Consider the following 15253-nt stretch of genomic DNA (forward strand, 5'->3'; position numbering starts at 1 on the left):
CCAACTATGAACATTGCCATTTTATCGCGTGGGGAAGCGCTTTATTCCACCCAAAGTCTTTTAAAAGCTGGCGAAGCGCGCAACCACACCATGGAGGTTTTGGATCCTTCCTATTGCAACCTCGCCGTGGAAAACGGAAAAGCCGTCCTCTATTTTCAAAATGAATTGGTGGACGATCTGCACGCCGTCATTCCCAGAATTGGTGCTTCCAATACCTATTTCGGGACCAATGTAGTCCGCCATTTTGAGGCGATGGGCGTTTTTAGCGCGGTTTCTTCCGAAGGAATTAGCAATAGCCGCGACAAATGGACCTGCTTTCAAATTTTGGCAAAACATCAAATTCCCGTGCCACGCACAATATATGCTTCATTTTTTGAATTTGAGGAACAATTGAAAACCTTTAACGGCAAGCCAATAATCATCAAACTTTTGGAAGGCACACACGGCGAAGGCGTTATTCTTACCGAAAGCCCGCAGAATGCCTTGGCAACGATTGAAACCTTAAATGCCGCTGGCGTTAAATTTCTGCTACAGGAATATATTGAGGAAGCCAACGGCGCCGACGTTCGTGCCATTGTTGTTGATGGCGTTGTGGTTGCGGCGATGAAACGCAAATGCAAGCTTGGCGATTTCCGCAGTAATTTGCATCGTGGCGGCACTTCGGAAATGATTTCGCTCTCTTCCGCAGAGGAAAAAATTGCCATAAAAGCAGCAAAAGCTATGAATTTGGGCTTTTGCGGGGTTGATATTCTACAATCCAAAAACGGGCCGTTGGTTTTGGAAATTAACAGCACGCCTGGATTGGAAGGCATTGAGAATACCTCGGGAAAAAATGTTTCGAAAAGCGTAATTGGGTTTATTGAGCGGAATAAAAAGTCGCAGTAGCCAGTCGCAGTAGTCAGTAGGCGCGCGATTCATCGCGCGCATCTTAATCAAATAATTTAATGGAAAGTAGAAAGTCGCAGTTTGCAGGCTTCAAAATTTTGATTTTTTTTTGGTTTTTGGGATTTATTTGGAATTTGTTATTTGCCAATTGGAATTTATATTAGTTAACTTGCAATTACAAAATTTCTAAAACATTGAAAAGAAACATCGGCAGAATAGACAAGGCAGATTTTCCATTGCTGAACCTCTTCGATATTGAAGTGAAAATTGACACGGGCGCCTACACTTCTTCCATACATTGCAAAAACATGAAAGTAGAGGATAACTATCTGAAATGCAATTTTTTGGACGAAGAGCATCCCAGCTACCACGAAAAGGAAATCATTTTTGACGAATATGACGTAAAAGTGGTGAAAAGCAGCAATGGCCAATCCGAAGCGCGATATAGAATTAAAACGGAAATTGTTCTTTTTGGAAAAACACATCCCATTTATTTAACATTGAGCGATAGAGAGGAAATGCGTTTTCCCGTACTTTTGGGAAGAAACTTTTTGAGCAATAAATATATGGTGGATATTAACAAAACCAACCTTTCCTTCAAACTAAAAAACAAAAAATGAACATCAAAATATTATCGGCAAACAGCCATTTATATTCCACCCAACGTCTTGTGGAAGCTGCAAAAAAAAGAAAGCACGACGTTGAAGTTATAAATCATGCCAAGTGCGATATCGTAATAGAAAAGAAAAACCCCGTTATTTATTACAAAGGCCACAAACTAGACCACACCGATGCGGTAATCCCACGTATTGGGGCGTCTGTAACTTTTTACGGAACCGCGGTAGTGCGACAGTTTGAAATGATGCGTGTTTTCACAACTACGGAAAGTCAAGCATTGGTACGCTCGCGCGATAAACTGCGAAGTTTGCAGGTACTTTCCCGCGCTGGATTGGGGTTACCGAAAACCGTTTTTACCAATTATTCCAAGAACGTAAAGGAAATCGTGGACCAAGCCGGCGGTGCGCCCGTAATAATCAAACTTTTGGAAGGAACACAGGGCATTGGCGTAATCTTGGCCGAAACCCGAAAAGCTGCCGAATCCGTAATTGAAGCATTTAATAATCTTCAGGCGCGGGTTATTGTGCAAGAATTTATAAAAGAAGCCGGAGGCGCGGACATTCGTGCATTTATTGTGGACGGACAGGTAGTTGGTGCAATGAAACGGCAGGGAAAGGAAGGCGAATTTCGAAGCAATTTGCATCGCGGCGGAACCGCAACCGTTATAAAACTTACCGATGAGGAAGAAACCGCCGCCCTGAAGGCAGCAAAAGCCATGGGCCTTGGAATCGCTGGGGTTGATATGTTGCAATCGGCACGTGGGCCGTTGATTTTGGAAGTGAATTCATCTCCCGGTTTGGAAGGAATTGAACAAGCCACAGGCAAGGATATCGCAAACTCAATCATAAAATATATAGAACGCAACGTATAACTATGGCCAAAAAGGAAGAACGTGATATTGTAATTTTAAATGAACGGATTGCGCTGGGGGAAAGCCGTACAGTTGATTTTAGCATTGCGAAACTTTACACTTCCACCAAGGTTGAAATCCCAATAATCATTGAACGCTCCAAAATCCCCGGACCTACGGTTTTAATAACAGCCGCCATTCACGGAGACGAAATAAACGGAGTGGAAATTGTGCGCCAGCTCATTGCTCGAAAATTGAACAAGCCCAAACGCGGCACTATAATTTGTATTCCAATTCTCAACGTTTTTGGGTTTTTAAATGGCGACCGTTCTTTCCCCGATGGACGGGACTTGAACAGGGTTTTTCCGGGTACCAAAACGGGTTCGTTGGCAAGCCGTGTTGCCTATCATTTCACCAAAAAGGTTTTGCCGCACGCCGATTATTGTCTTGATTTTCACACCGGTGGTGCCAGCCGCTTCAATGCAGCACAGATTCGCATAAAACCGGGCGATGAAAAATTGCTGGAGCTCGCAAAAGTGTTCAACGCTCCCTTCACGGTCTTTTCAAATACCATTGAAAAATCGTATCGAAATACCTGCCATAAAATGGGCATTCCAGTTTTGCTTTTTGAAGGCGGAAAAAGCCGGGAAAGCAACAAACATATTGCAAAGGAAGGCGTTGATGGCATCTTGCGGGTACTGGCTCATTTGGACATGTTGGGTAAAAGACACGTAGCTCCCGAACCAAATGCCAAAACTGTTATTATTGAAAAAAGTAAATGGATACGCGCATACCGAAGCGGGTTGCTGCACGTAAAAATTGACTGCAACAAGCACGTGGAAAAAGGTGAATTTTTGGCAACAATCACAGATCCATATGGAAAAATGCGGTTTAAGGTTACTTCGCCTAACGAAGGCTACATAATTAACGTGAACCAATCGCCAATAGTAAACCAAGGAGATGCAATTTTTCATATTTCAACAGTAAATACGGCAAACACCGAAGACGAAGAGATGGAGGATTAATGCTATGGAAAAGAAGGCGCTTCGTTTGAAATATAAAAAACTTCGGGAAGAGCTTTCCGAGGAATCCGTTGAAACAATGAGTCTTCAGATTGCCAACCAGGCTTTGAAACTTCCTATTTGGGATAAAACGTATTATCACATATTTCTTCCCATTTCAGAAAAAAAGGAGGTGAACACCGAATATCTACTGCATATTTTACAGGGAAAGGATAAGAGTATCGTTGTTTCAAAGGCCGATTTTAATACTGGGGAAATGAAAAATTTTCTTTTGCAGGAAAACACGGTTTTAAAAACTTCGGAATATGGAATTCCCGAACCCGTTTCGGGTATAGAAATTTCTCCGGAAATAATTGAGGTTGTCTTCGTTCCTTTGCTCGCATACGATAAAAGAGGCCATCGCATCGGCTACGGAAAAGGGTTTTACGACCGATTTTTAAAACGGTGCAATTCTGAAGCTATATTTGTAGGGCTATCCTTTTTTGACCCCGAACCGGAGATTTTCTTTGAAGCTACCGATGTGCCCCTACAATTTTGTATTACGCCAAAAAAGATAGTGGAATTTAAAAATAACAGCTTATCTTTATAAGCTAAAGTATTATCAACCAATTAGATAAAATTATGGAATCAACTAATCAACCAATGGGACCTCCGCCAGATAATAATTTGGTTTGGGCAATTTTATGTACAGTTTTATGTTGCTTACCTTTCGGTATTGTATCAATAATTAAATCTACAAAAGTGAAGGAACTTTGGGCACAGGGAGATACTGTTGGCGCCCAAAAAGCTGCTGATGAAGCCAAGAAATGGGCCATTTGGGGCGCTGTTGCTGCAGGCATTGTTTGGGTGCTTTATGTAATATTTTTTGTGGTAATTGGGTTAGGTGGAGCTTTTGCAGGATATTAAAAGAATTTGGAAAATAGCCCTCTTAGTTACTTTATTCGGGGGCTTTTTTCTTATTTATTTTTCCTATAATCCTTCAGAAAATTCTTTTTTTATTCCCTGCCCTTTTCATTATATAACAGGGTTTTTCTGCCCCGGCTGTGGTTCACAAAGGGCTGTTCATTTGTTGCTCCACGGAGATGTGGTTGGAGCATTCCGGTTTAATCCATTAATGGTTTTAACGCTACCGATTTTAATTTACGGTATGGCAATTACTATTGCCAATTGGATTTTTGAAACAAAGTATAGGCTCATGCTTTTTTACAGCAACTTATTTATTTTTGGATATTTTGGGTTGGCAATTCTTTATTGGATTCTTCGGAACTTACCTATTTATCCATTTAATCTACTTGCGCCCGCTGGTTAAATACTATTCAGTTTCTTTTTTCGGAAATGCTTTTTTGTTGAAAATAAGCAGCAAAATCACTCCTATGCTTATTGAAGAATCTGCAACGTTAAAAACAGGGTCAAAAAACGTAAAATACTCCCCGCCCCAAAAGGGAACCCACTCTGGCAAAGTGCCGCCATATAGTGGAAAATAAAGCATGTCAACCACTTTGCCGTGGAATAAAGTTCCGTAGCCGCCGTCTTCTGGAAATAAAGTAGCTACTTGGTGATGGCTATCATTGAAAATAATACCGTAAAAAACAGAATCGATAATATTGCCCAAAGCACCCGCAAAAATCAATGCAACGCAAAAAATGAGGATTTTGGGCATGTTCTTTCTCACGGAATCCCACAGCCAATAACCTATTCCAGCAATGGCAACAATCCTGAAAAGGGTCAAGAAAAGTTTACCGTATTCACCCGGAATTTTTGCGCCCCAGGCCATGCCTTCATTCTCAACAAACAAAATCCGGAACCAATCAAACACGCGTATTTCTTCGCCTAAAGCAAAGTGCGTTTTGATATAAAACTTAGAAATCTGATCTATCAATAGAATCAGTACAATTATAATAGTGGCTTTTTTTAGGCTCATAAAATTTCCCGTGTTTCGACTGTATCCAATATAAATTTCGGCGGGAATCCCTTTAATTAATTTAATAAAAAGGCTTCTGAAAACGCTGCAAAAATAGCAATATTATTTGGTTTGCAGCAGTATAATAACATCATTACATTTTTCTCCCTCTAAAGCATATCTTCTCGTTGGAAAGTCTCTTTGTGGAATAAAAAAAGCCCCAATCCAAGGATGGGGCTGTGATCAAAATTTCCCTTTAGGAAAATTATAAATTATTTCTGCATATTTTTTGCCTCTATGCTCAAAGTAGCGTGCGGCACAAGTTTTAAACGTTCTTTATTGATAAGTTTTCCCGTTACGCGACAAACCCCATAAGTTTTGTTTTCAATACGCACCAATGCGTTTTTTAGGTCGCGGATAAACTTTTCCTGACGAATGGCCAACTGCGAATTTGCTTCTTTGCTCATCACCTCGCTGCCTTCGTCAAAAGCCTTAAAGGTAGGCGAAGTATCGTCGGTGCCATTGTTGCTGTCGTTTTTATAGGAACTTTGTATCAGTTCCAACTGTTCGGTTGCCTTTTTAATTTTGTCGTTCAAAAGTGCTCTAAATTCTTCCAGTTCGGCATCTGAATATCTGGTTCTTTCTGTCTCTGTCATAATCTAATGTTTTTTAATGCTTATACGTGTTTCAATATCGTCAAATGCAATTTCCGTTCCCTCTTCAATTTTAGGCTGAAACTGCAAAACCTCGGTTAATGTCTCTTCATTTATATACTTCAGGTTTTGGGTTACCGCATCCGTTAGTTTTTCGTTCTCCTCAAGGGCGACCTCAATTCTGTCGGTCACTTCAAAACCACTGTCTTTTCTAAGGTTTTGAATTCTGTTTACCAATTCCCTGGCTATTCCTTCATTCCGCAACTCGGGGGTTATGGTAACATCCAGTGCCACAGTAACTCCGTTTGCGTTTGCAACCAACCAGCCCTCAATATCCTGCGAACTGATGATTACGTCAGCGAGCGCCAAAATAGTACTTTTTTCGTTAATAAAAACTGATATTTGCCCGTCTTTTTCCAAAGTTGCAATTTGCTGTTGGTCAAAGGCTGAAATGGCAGCCGCCACGGCTTTCATATCTTTTCCAAAACGTGGGCCCAGCGCCTTAAAATCTGGCTTTATCTGTTTTACCAGCATGCCCGAGCCTTCGTCTATCAGTTCTATTTCCTTTACGTTTACTTCGCTTTTAATCAATTCTGAAACCGCTAAAATTTCTTCCTTTTCAGAATCTTCCAAAACCGGAATCATTATTTTTTGGAGCGGTTGGCGTACTTTTATTTTCTCTTTCTGTCGTAACGAAAGCACCAGCGACGATATTGTCTGCGCCTTCTGCATCTTGTGCTCCAACTTTTTATCGATGAACGATGCGTCCGCTTTTGGGAAGTCGGTTAAATGTACCGATTCCATACCTTCTTTTGAAGTGCCGGCCGTCAAATCCTTATAGAGTCTATCCATAAAGAAGGGAGCTACGGGAGCGCCCAATTTTGCAACGGTTTCCAAACAGGTGTAAAGGGTTTGGTAGGCCGAAATTTTATCGTCATTATAGCTGCCTTTCCAATATCTTCTTCGGCTTAATCGCACAAACCAGTTGCTCAAGTTTTCCTGTACAAATTCTGAAATGGCACGTGTAGCCTTGGTTGGCTCGTAATCTGCGTAATACTCGTCCACTTTTTGGATGAGCGTGTGCAATTCTGATAATATCCAGCGGTCAATCTCCGGGCGTTTTTCCAGCGGAAGATCTTTTTCAATATACTCAAAATTATCGAGATTGGCGTAAAGACTGAAGAAACTGTACGTATTGTAAAGTGTTCCGAAGAATTTATTGCGCACTTCCGAAATGCCGTCCTGGTCAAACTTTAAGTTGTCCCAAGGATTTGCGTTGCTGATCATATACCAGCGCGTGGCATCGGGACCGAAAACGTCCAAAGTTTCAAAAGGATCCACGGCATTGCCGAGACGCTTGCTCATTTTCTGGCCGTTTTTGTCCAAAACAAGTCCGTTTGAAACTACGTTTTTATAGGCAACATCGTCAAAAATCATGGTGGCGATTGCATGCAGGGTGTAAAACCAGCCACGGGTTTGGTCCACGCCTTCCGCAATAAAATCTGCCTTTCTCCACGTATTCTCTACCTTTTCCTTATTTTCGAAAGGATAGTGCCATTGTGCATAGGGCATGCTTCCGCTGTCGAACCATACATCTATCAAATCGGCTTCGCGCTTCATGGGTTTTCCGCTTGGGGAAACCAGGATTATTTCGTCAACAATATTTTTATGTAGGTCAACCTTTGCATAGTTTTCTTCGGAAAAATCGCCGGGTTTGAAATTTTCGAAAATGTTTTTCGGCATCAATCCCGCGCCTACGGATTTGTCCATTTCCGTCATTAATTCTTCCACCGAACCTATGATTATTTCTTCCTTGCCATCCTCCGTTCTCCAAATGGGCAACGGAATTCCCCAATAGCGGGAGCGGGAAAGGTTCCAATCGTTTGCGTTTGCAAGCCAGTTGCCAAAACGGCCTTCGCCAGTAGCTTTTGGTTTCCAGTTTATTTCTTTGTTCAATTCGAACATTCTATCGCGGAATTCGGTCACTTTTATAAACCACGAATCCAGCGGATAATATAGAATAGGCTTATCGGTACGCCAGCAGTTTGGATAGCTGTGCAAATATTTTTCAACTTTGAAGGCCTTGTTTTCGGTCTTCAATTTTATTGCGATTTCAACATCTACCGATTTTTCGGGCACTTCGGCATCATCGTAATACTCGTTCTTTACATATTTACCTGCAAGCTCCTTCATCTCCGGACGGAATTTTCCTTGCAAATCCACAAGTGGAACCAGATTTCCATTTTCGTCTTTTACCAACATTGGCGGAATTTCTGGAGTTGCTTCCTTGGCAACCTTGGCATCATCGGCACCAAAAGTGGGCGCGGTGTGTACGATTCCCGTTCCGTCTTCCGTAGTAACGAAATCGCCCGCAATTACTCTGAAAGCGTTTTCAGGATTGTCGTGCGGCTTTGCATAATCCAAAAGCTGTTCGTATCGAATTCCGACTAAATCGGCACCTTTAAATTCTTTCGCAATAAAATAGGGGATTACCTTATCGCCCTGTTTGTATGATTCGAGGATTTCCTCGTTTGGTTTTTCCTCATAATTCTTCGCGAACTGGTTTGCAACCAAATTTTTTGCGAGAATTACATTTATGGGCTGGAAAGTATATTGGTTAAAAGTTTTCACCAAAACATAATCAATCTTGGGGCCCACGGTCAATGCGGTATTGCTGGGAAGCGTCCACGGCGTAGTGGTCCAAGCGAGGAACCAAATGTTGTTTGATTCTTCGCCAAGGAAATCGGGCAAGGTTTCGGCCATTGCCTTAAATTGTGCCACCACCGTAGTATCGGTAATATCTTGATAGGTTCCCGGCTGGTTGAGTTCGTGCGAGCTCAAGCCCGTTCCCGCTTTTGGGGAGTAGGGTTGAATGGTGTAGCCTTTGTAAATTAAGTCTTTGTTGTAGATTTCTTTCAAAAGCCACCAAACGGTTTCCATATATTTTGGCTCGTAGGTAACGTAGGGGTCTTCCATATCAACCCAATACCCGGCGCGCTCGGTAAGGTTGTTCCAAACGTCTGTGTAGCGCATTACCGCTTTTTTGCAGGCTGCGTTGTATTCTTCCACCGAAATCTTTGTCCCGATGTCTTCCTTGGTGATGCCGAGTTCTTTTTCAACGCCCAATTCTATGGGCAAGCCGTGCGTGTCCCAGCCTGCCTTCCGGTCAACTTTAAAGCCTTTTTGGGTTTTGTAACGGCAGAAAATATCTTTTATGGCGCGCGCCATAACGTGATGTATCCCGGGAAGACCGTTGGCAGATGGTGGCCCTTCAAAAAACACAAATGGCTCCGCTCCTTCGCGAATGGAAATACTCTGCTCAAAGATGTTTTCTTCTTTCCAAAAATTGAGTACTTCTTCCGCCAGTTTAGGGAGGTCCAACCCTTTGTATTCTTTAAATTTTTTGCTCATAAATATGGGTGTTGCAATAAAGTTTGCAAAAGTAAACAATTTTGAAGAAATGCATCATGGTTTTGCGAAAGAGAAAAGAACCGATATTGTATGAAATAATAATACGCTTAAATGAAAAATCCAGCAGCTTTTTCAACTTTTTTGAAGGGTTTTTTCCCAAAAGAGGTTCATAATTTTGAATACTCCATTTTTTCCCCCAAATTTGAAGTCTTTTTAAAGCTTTCTCTATAATACAGTTAACTAATGAAGAAAATATATCTTTTCCTGCTTCTTGCAATTTCACTAGCTTCAGTTCAATCACAAATACTTGACCCCGTAAAATGGTCCACTAGTGTAAAGAAAATATCGGAGACCGAATACGATCTTATTGCAAAAGCTACGATTGAAGACAAATGGCATCTTTACTCTCAGGAAGTTCCACCAGATGGGCCATTGCCAACACTTTTTACTTTTGAGAAAAATGCCGCATATAAAGCTGTAGGAAAAATAAAGGAAAGCAAAGGAGTTACCGAACACGACCCTGTCTTTGACATGGTAATTACATTTTTTGCAAACACTGCAACATTTACAAAACGAATACAATTAACCGGAAATAAAGGCACTACCGTCAAAGGCGAGGTAGAATTCATGGTTTGCGATGATACACGCTGCTTACCTCCTGCCTATGCTGATTTAGTTTTTGAGATACCTGCGCCCCAAAAAACTGAAGCAGTTGTTACCACTGAAAACACTGATAACACCAAAGTATCAGAAGAAACCACTGAAATTGTGGAAAACACCGTCGTGGCTGACACCTTATTAGAAACTAATGAAGTAGTAAATGACACTGTTAAATCAACTTCAGACGAGTCACTTGCAGCTCTTGAACAAAATAAAAAACAAGATAAAAAAGGACTTTGGACTATTTTTATTGTTGCATTCTTATTCGGTTTTACTGCCCTATTAACCCCCTGTGTTTTCCCCATGATCCCAATGACCGTGAGCTTTTTTACAAAACAAAGCAAATCTAAGGCAGCGGGTATTAAAAATGCTATTATTTACGGCATTGCCATAATCGTAATTTACGTGGTTTTGGGGGCTATTGTAACCGCAATTTTTGGTGCTGATGCTCTCAATGCGCTCTCCACAAATGTCTGGTTCAACATCATCTTTTTCTTGCTTATCATTTTCTTCGCCTTCTCATTTTTGGGAGCCTATGAAATTACCCTTCCCAGCTCTTGGGCTACCAAGGCCGACAAACAGGCCGATAGAGGCGGGATGATTGGTATATTTTTTATGGCGCTTGCTCTGGCCATTGTTTCCTTTTCCTGCACGGGACCCATTATTGGTTATTTATTGGTAGAAGCCGCCTCTAAAGGAGGGATAGCACCTTTTGTGGGAATGTTTGGTTTTTCATTGGCTCTGGCATTGCCCTTCGCACTTTTTGCGGCTTTCCCTGGGTGGATGAATTCACTTCCAAAGTCTGGCGGATGGCTAAACACCGTAAAAGTTTTTCTGGGCTTTTTGGAGTTGGCGCTGGCTTTTAAGTTTTTATCAAATGCAGATCTTGTGCTTCAACTTCATTGGCTTGAAAGAGAAGTTTTCTTAGCTATTTGGATTGCAGTATTCGGTGCTTTGGCGTTGTATCTCTTCGGAAAAATAAAATTGCCCCACGACTCCCCCTTAACACATATTTCAGTGGGAAGATTGAGCTTGGGACTTCTAGTTTTGGCATTTACGGTTTATATGATTCCAGGTCTTTGGGGTGCACCGTTGAAACTAATTAGCGGTTTCCCGCCAGCAATGAATTATAGCGAATCTCCATATGGGGTGGGCTACACAAAGTTAGGCAGTGGCGGAGGTTCTTCCACAACCGAAGAGTTTCCGGAAGGAGCATATTTAGGCCCACACGATATTATTTCATTCCATGATTATGAAGTTGGTTTAGCGTATGCAAAAAAAATAGGAAAACCTGTTTTAATAGATTTTACCGGTCACGCCTGCGTAAACTGCCGAAAAATGGAAGAACGCGTTTGGAGCGAACCAAAAATATTAAATCTTCTTAAGGAAGACATAGTCTTAATTTCGCTTTATGTTGACGATAAACGTCCGCTTCCGGATGGCGAAGAAGTGATTTCAAAAATATCTGGGAAGAAATTGCGCTATATTGGTCAGAAATGGAGTGAATTCCAGATTTTGAAATACAAAGCGAACGCGCAACCCTTCTACGTTTTGATGGGTCACAACGAAGAAAACCTTATCGATCCCGTGGGTTACACCCCCGACGTTGAGGAATATTACGATTGGTTACAAAAAGGAGTTGCCGCTTTTAAGAAATAGAACGCCATAACTAGCTTATTTTAAGCAATATTGCTTAATTTTAAGTGATTTTTAAAACTCGGAATAATGATTTCTTCGGAAGAAAAATTGAAGACTACAGCATTGGAAAAGTATTTTGAGCCTTTCCGAAAGAACATCGTGGGCATTGACCAAGAATTTGATTCCCCTTTCGGAAGAAAAAAAATTATTTATACCGACTGGACGGCAAGCGGACGCTTGTACGCTCCAATAGAAGAAAAAATGCTTAAGGATTTTGGCCCTTTCGTTGCAAATACGCACACGGAAACTTCGGTAACGGGAACGGCAATGACCAAAGCCTATCACGAAGCACGAAAAATTATTAAAAAACACGTTAACGCCAATGATAGCGATGTGCTCATTACCTGCGAAAGTGGAATGACGGGCGCCATCAATAAGTTTCAGCGCATTTTGGGTCTTAAAATTCCGGAGAATATTAAACCCCATACCAACATTCCGGATGAAATTAGGCCTGTAATTTTCGTAACCCACATGGAGCATCACAGCAACCAGACTTCCTGGTTGGAAACAATTGGTACTGTTGTGGTAATTCCCCCAAATGACGATGTTTTGGTCTGTATGGAAACCTTTGCGGAAACGGTTGAAAAATATAAAGACCATCCCATAAAAATTGCTGCTGTAACGGGCTGTTCAAACGTAACGGGAATACAAACCCCCTACCACAAAATTGCAAAACTGATGCACCAAAACGGCGGACTTTGCTTTGTAGATTTTGCGTGTTCGGCACCGTATATCTCAATCAATATGCATCCAGAGGAAGAAGGAGCGCATTTGGACGCCATTTTCTTTTCGCCCCATAAATTTTTGGGCGGTCCGGGCTCCAGCGGAGTGCTTATTTTCAACAACAATCTTTATAAAAATACTATTCCCGACAATCCCGGAGGCGGCACCGTTTCGTGGACAAACCCGTGGGGAAACCACAAATACATTGACGATATTGAAACCCGTGAGGACGGTGGAACCCCTGGTTTTCTGCAAACCATTCGTACAGCGCTTTCTATAAAGCTGAAAGAAAAAATGGGAGTCGAAAATATTTTGCAACGTGAACACGAGCTTTTGGATATCGTTTTTGAAAAACTTGGCAACATCCCCAACCTTAAAATTTTGGCGCCGCAAACACATGACAGGCTTGCCGTTATTAGCTTTTATATTGACGACCTTCACTTCAATCTGGGTGTAAAATTGCTCAATGACCGTTTTGGGATACAAACCCGCGGCGGCTGCTCCTGCGCGGGTACGTATGGCCACTATTTGCTACACGTAGACCAGGAAACCTCAAATAATATTACCTGTGAGATTGATGGGGGCGACCTAACCCACAAACCGGGCTGGATACGTATGTCCTTTCACCCGACAACTACCGATGCGGAAGCGGAATATGTTTGTGATTCCATAAAACAACTGGCCGAAAATTTTTCGGAATGGAGCCATGACTATAAATACAATTCCAAAAGCAACGAATTTTTTCATCAAAATGAGAAAGCCGACAATACCGTGGAAGCATGGTTTACTTTTTAATAGCTATTTAAACATTTGAAAAAACTTCTATTTCTCACCTTTCTTTTTTCCCTTTCCGTTTCGGCACAGGAATATGTAGACCTTTTGCGAATAGGCTACGGACAAACCTTCAACAATAATTTTGAGGGAACTGACAGCAGTACTTTTGTGAAATTTTTTGAAGCTGGGTTTACATTCCCCGTTGTTCTCAATGAAAATCATGCCTTGATAACCGGAGCCGATTTCAGCAGAAATAATCTTCAGCTTTTCCCCGAAGCAGAATACACAAGTTTGTACAGCACAAACTTAAAGCTTGGGCTAGCTTCCACTTGGTCTGAAAAATGGAGCACGACCATCGTTCTGCTTCCGAAGATTGCTTCCGATTACAAAAATATTTCAGGCGATGATTTTTATTTTGGTGGATTCGCACTGCTGAAATTAAAACGGAATGAAAATTTGAAATATCGCTTTGGCGTGTATGCTTCACAGGAAGCTTTCGGCCTTTTTACCACACCCATTTTGGGCTGGTATTATTTGAGCCCGAACAAGCGGTTTGAAATGGATATGAGCCTGCCCATTTCGGCAGATGTAAGTTATAAGTTTGGCACCACTACCGTTGGGATGGATTACTTCGGGATTGGACGCAGCTATAAGGTGCATTATGAAAATCTTCCCACGCTTTACGCTGACCTCAGCTCTTTGGAATTTGCGGGCTATCTTCAGTTCAATGCTTTGGAAGAAAGTGTTTTGCTGCGTGCAAAGCTGGGCTATTCCAGTAACAATTATGAAATGTATGCCGAAGGGGAAAAGATGGATCTGGGCGTTTCCGCTTTCAGTTTTGGTGATGACCGCACACAGTTAAATCCTTCACTAAATGGCGGAGTTTTTTTTAAATTGGAAGCCATTTATAGATTTCATATCCAGAAAAAATCTGAAGTGGAAGAGCCTGTTTCAAATTAAATTTCAAAATAAAAATTTTATCTTTAGGTTATGGAAAGAACCTGTCCGGAATGTGGAGATAAAATAATTGGGCGCGCCGACAAAAAATTTTGTAGCGATGCTTGCCGCAACACACATAACAATTCTCTCAATAAGGATAACAAAAACCTGGTGAGAAACATCAATAACCGTCTTCGGAAGAATTACAGGATTTTAGAAAAACTGAACACTGAGGACAAAACAAAAACCACAAAGGACAAACTTTTGCGGATGGGGTTCAGTTTTGACTATTTCACGGGAATTTATACTACAAAAACGGGTTCTACCTATTTCTACCTATACGACCAAGGATACCTACCGTTAGACAATGACTTTTATCTTTTAGTTAAAAAGGACATTAAATAAAATATTCAAATTTTAAGAATATTAACTGCATAAGTCTGTGTGGACTTTAATTTGGCAAATCATTATATATAATGTAACACTCCTTTAACCCAGGTGGTTTCGTTTATAAAGTATATTTAAAATTCAAACAAAAAAACTACTTTATTATGAAAACGAAAAATCTTTTAATGATGATGATGCTTTTTTTTAGTGTCACATTATTTGCACAAAATGCAGACGACAAAAAGGTAATTAATGATGCCGAAAAAGCAAAAGCTGCTTTTTTAGAAGCCAATCCAAAAATGCAGGGCTATTTTGATGATGCAAAGGCATATGCTATTTTTCCAAATGTTGGAAAAGGCGCCCTAATTGTGGGAGCCGCCTCTGGAAATGGTGCTGTATATGAGCGAGGAGTATTGGTAGGGATGGCTAACTTGAAGCAATTGGACGTTGGCGCGCAGATTGGAGGAAAAGCTTACAGTGAAATTATTTTTTTCAAAACAGATAAGGCTGTTCAGGAATTTATGGATGACGATTTTAGTTTTGGATCTAATGTTTCTGCTATTGCAGTAAATCAAGCCCCGCCTTCTTTTAATATCACCTATACAGATGGAGTTGCCGTATTTACACTTCCTAAGGAAGGTTTAATGGCTGAAGTATCAGTTGGTGGTCAAAAATTTGACTTTGAGGCTTTTGATTAAAAATTCAGATTATAATATTTCTCTTTAAATAGAGT

At 41.1% G+C, this 15253-nt stretch carries 15 protein-coding genes; 12 read left to right on the forward strand and 3 right to left on the reverse strand.

What is annotated here, in order from left to right; all coding sequences use genetic code 11:
- Nucleotides 1–6 precede the first annotated feature (6 nt).
- The 7 genes from LS48_RS12520 to LS48_RS15715 all read left to right on the forward strand — a co-directional run bounded on the left by LS48_RS12520 (nt 7) and on the right by LS48_RS15715 (nt 4684).
- Nucleotides 7–885, forward strand: a complete 879-nt coding sequence (locus LS48_RS12520) for an ATP-grasp domain-containing protein (protein ID WP_062622848.1) — start codon at nt 7–9, stop codon at nt 883–885.
- 194 nt (nt 886–1079) lie between these two features.
- On the forward strand, nt 1080–1505 hold the full coding sequence (locus LS48_RS12525; protein ID WP_062622849.1) for an ATP-dependent zinc protease family protein: 426 nt from the start codon (nt 1080–1082) through the stop codon (nt 1503–1505).
- Nucleotides 1502–2374, forward strand: a complete 873-nt coding sequence (gene rimK, locus LS48_RS12530; RefSeq protein WP_062622850.1) for a 30S ribosomal protein S6--L-glutamate ligase — start codon at nt 1502–1504, stop codon at nt 2372–2374. The genes LS48_RS12525 and rimK overlap by 4 nt, the downstream gene beginning before the upstream one ends.
- A 2-nt stretch (nt 2375–2376) precedes the next feature.
- The gene (locus LS48_RS12535; RefSeq protein WP_062622851.1) at nt 2377–3378 is read left to right on the forward strand and encodes a succinylglutamate desuccinylase/aspartoacylase family protein; all 1002 of its coding nucleotides are present in this window, start codon (nt 2377–2379) and stop codon (nt 3376–3378) included.
- Between the two features lie 4 nt (nt 3379–3382).
- Nucleotides 3383–3964 carry a 5-formyltetrahydrofolate cyclo-ligase gene (locus LS48_RS12540; protein ID WP_062622852.1) on the forward strand — a complete coding sequence of 194 codons (582 nt, stop codon included), beginning with the start codon at nt 3383–3385 and terminating at the stop codon, nt 3962–3964.
- A 32-nt stretch (nt 3965–3996) separates the two neighbouring features.
- Nucleotides 3997–4281, forward strand: a complete 285-nt coding sequence (locus LS48_RS12545; protein WP_078056436.1) for a CD225/dispanin family protein — start codon at nt 3997–3999, stop codon at nt 4279–4281.
- Nucleotides 4259–4684 (forward strand): DUF2752 domain-containing protein, encoded by a 426-nt coding sequence (locus LS48_RS15715; protein ID WP_078056437.1) that lies wholly within the window; start codon nt 4259–4261, stop codon nt 4682–4684. The genes LS48_RS12545 and LS48_RS15715 overlap by 23 nt, the downstream gene beginning before the upstream one ends.
- Nucleotides 4685–4687: 3 nt before the next feature.
- Here the strand turns inward: LS48_RS15715 and LS48_RS12555 are convergent, their stop codons facing one another.
- From LS48_RS12555 to ileS, 3 genes are all read right to left on the reverse strand, one after another.
- Nucleotides 4688–5296: a lipoprotein signal peptidase gene (locus LS48_RS12555; RefSeq protein WP_062622854.1), complete on the reverse strand. Its 609-nt coding sequence runs from the start codon at nt 5294–5296 to the stop codon at nt 4688–4690.
- A 251-nt stretch (nt 5297–5547) separates the two neighbouring features.
- Nucleotides 5548–5931, reverse strand: a complete 384-nt coding sequence (locus tag LS48_RS12560; protein ID WP_062622855.1) for a TraR/DksA family transcriptional regulator — start codon at nt 5929–5931, stop codon at nt 5548–5550.
- A 3-nt stretch (nt 5932–5934) separates the two neighbouring features.
- Nucleotides 5935–9339: an isoleucine--tRNA ligase gene (gene ileS / locus LS48_RS12565; RefSeq protein ID WP_062622856.1), complete on the reverse strand. Its 3405-nt coding sequence runs from the start codon at nt 9337–9339 to the stop codon at nt 5935–5937.
- Between the two features lie 243 nt (nt 9340–9582).
- Here ileS and LS48_RS12575 point away from each other — a divergent pair, with 243 nt between their 5' ends.
- The 5 genes from LS48_RS12575 to LS48_RS12595 all read left to right on the forward strand — a co-directional run bounded on the left by LS48_RS12575 (nt 9583) and on the right by LS48_RS12595 (nt 15218).
- Nucleotides 9583–11658, forward strand: a complete 2076-nt coding sequence (locus LS48_RS12575) for a protein-disulfide reductase DsbD family protein (protein ID WP_062622858.1) — start codon at nt 9583–9585, stop codon at nt 11656–11658.
- Nucleotides 11659–11724: 66 nt separating this feature from the next.
- On the forward strand, nt 11725–13215 hold the full coding sequence (locus tag LS48_RS12580) for an aminotransferase class V-fold PLP-dependent enzyme (protein WP_062622859.1): 1491 nt from the start codon (nt 11725–11727) through the stop codon (nt 13213–13215).
- A 15-nt stretch (nt 13216–13230) separates the two neighbouring features.
- Nucleotides 13231–14154, forward strand: a complete 924-nt coding sequence (locus LS48_RS12585; RefSeq protein WP_062622860.1) for a DUF6268 family outer membrane beta-barrel protein — start codon at nt 13231–13233, stop codon at nt 14152–14154.
- A 30-nt stretch (nt 14155–14184) separates the two neighbouring features.
- The gene (locus LS48_RS12590) at nt 14185–14538 is read left to right on the forward strand and encodes a DNA gyrase inhibitor YacG (RefSeq protein ID WP_062622861.1); all 354 of its coding nucleotides are present in this window, start codon (nt 14185–14187) and stop codon (nt 14536–14538) included.
- A 146-nt stretch (nt 14539–14684) separates the two neighbouring features.
- Complete coding sequence (locus LS48_RS12595) at nt 14685–15218, forward strand: lipid-binding SYLF domain-containing protein (RefSeq protein ID WP_062622862.1); 534 nt, start codon at nt 14685–14687, stop codon at nt 15216–15218.
- The last annotated feature ends 35 nt before the right edge of the window (nt 15219–15253 follow it).

The organism is Aequorivita aquimaris, assembly GCF_001573155.1.
GTDB lineage: Bacteria > Bacteroidota > Bacteroidia > Flavobacteriales > Flavobacteriaceae > Aequorivita > Aequorivita aquimaris.

Coding starts and splice junctions, on each gene's coding strand:
- LS48_RS12590 (WP_062622861.1), top strand. CDS start 14,185: ATGGAAAGAACCTGTCCGGAATGTGGAGATAAAATAATTGGGCGCGCC.
- LS48_RS12540 (WP_062622852.1), top strand. CDS start 3,383: ATGGAAAAGAAGGCGCTTCGTTTGAAATATAAAAAACTTCGGGAAGAG.
- LS48_RS12575 (WP_062622858.1), top strand. CDS start 9,583: ATGAAGAAAATATATCTTTTCCTGCTTCTTGCAATTTCACTAGCTTCA.
- LS48_RS12520 (WP_062622848.1), top strand. CDS start 7: ATGAACATTGCCATTTTATCGCGTGGGGAAGCGCTTTATTCCACCCAA.
- LS48_RS12595 (WP_062622862.1), top strand. CDS start 14,685: ATGAAAACGAAAAATCTTTTAATGATGATGATGCTTTTTTTTAGTGTC.
- ileS (WP_062622856.1), bottom strand. CDS start 9,339: ATGAGCAAAAAATTTAAAGAATACAAAGGGTTGGACCTCCCTAAACTG.
- LS48_RS12560 (WP_062622855.1), bottom strand. CDS start 5,931: ATGACAGAGACAGAAAGAACCAGATATTCAGATGCCGAACTGGAAGAA.
- rimK (WP_062622850.1), top strand. CDS start 1,502: ATGAACATCAAAATATTATCGGCAAACAGCCATTTATATTCCACCCAA.
- LS48_RS12580 (WP_062622859.1), top strand. CDS start 11,725: ATGATTTCTTCGGAAGAAAAATTGAAGACTACAGCATTGGAAAAGTAT.
- LS48_RS12555 (WP_062622854.1), bottom strand. CDS start 5,296: ATGAGCCTAAAAAAAGCCACTATTATAATTGTACTGATTCTATTGATA.
- LS48_RS12545 (WP_078056436.1), top strand. CDS start 3,997: ATGGAATCAACTAATCAACCAATGGGACCTCCGCCAGATAATAATTTG.
- LS48_RS12535 (WP_062622851.1), top strand. CDS start 2,377: ATGGCCAAAAAGGAAGAACGTGATATTGTAATTTTAAATGAACGGATT.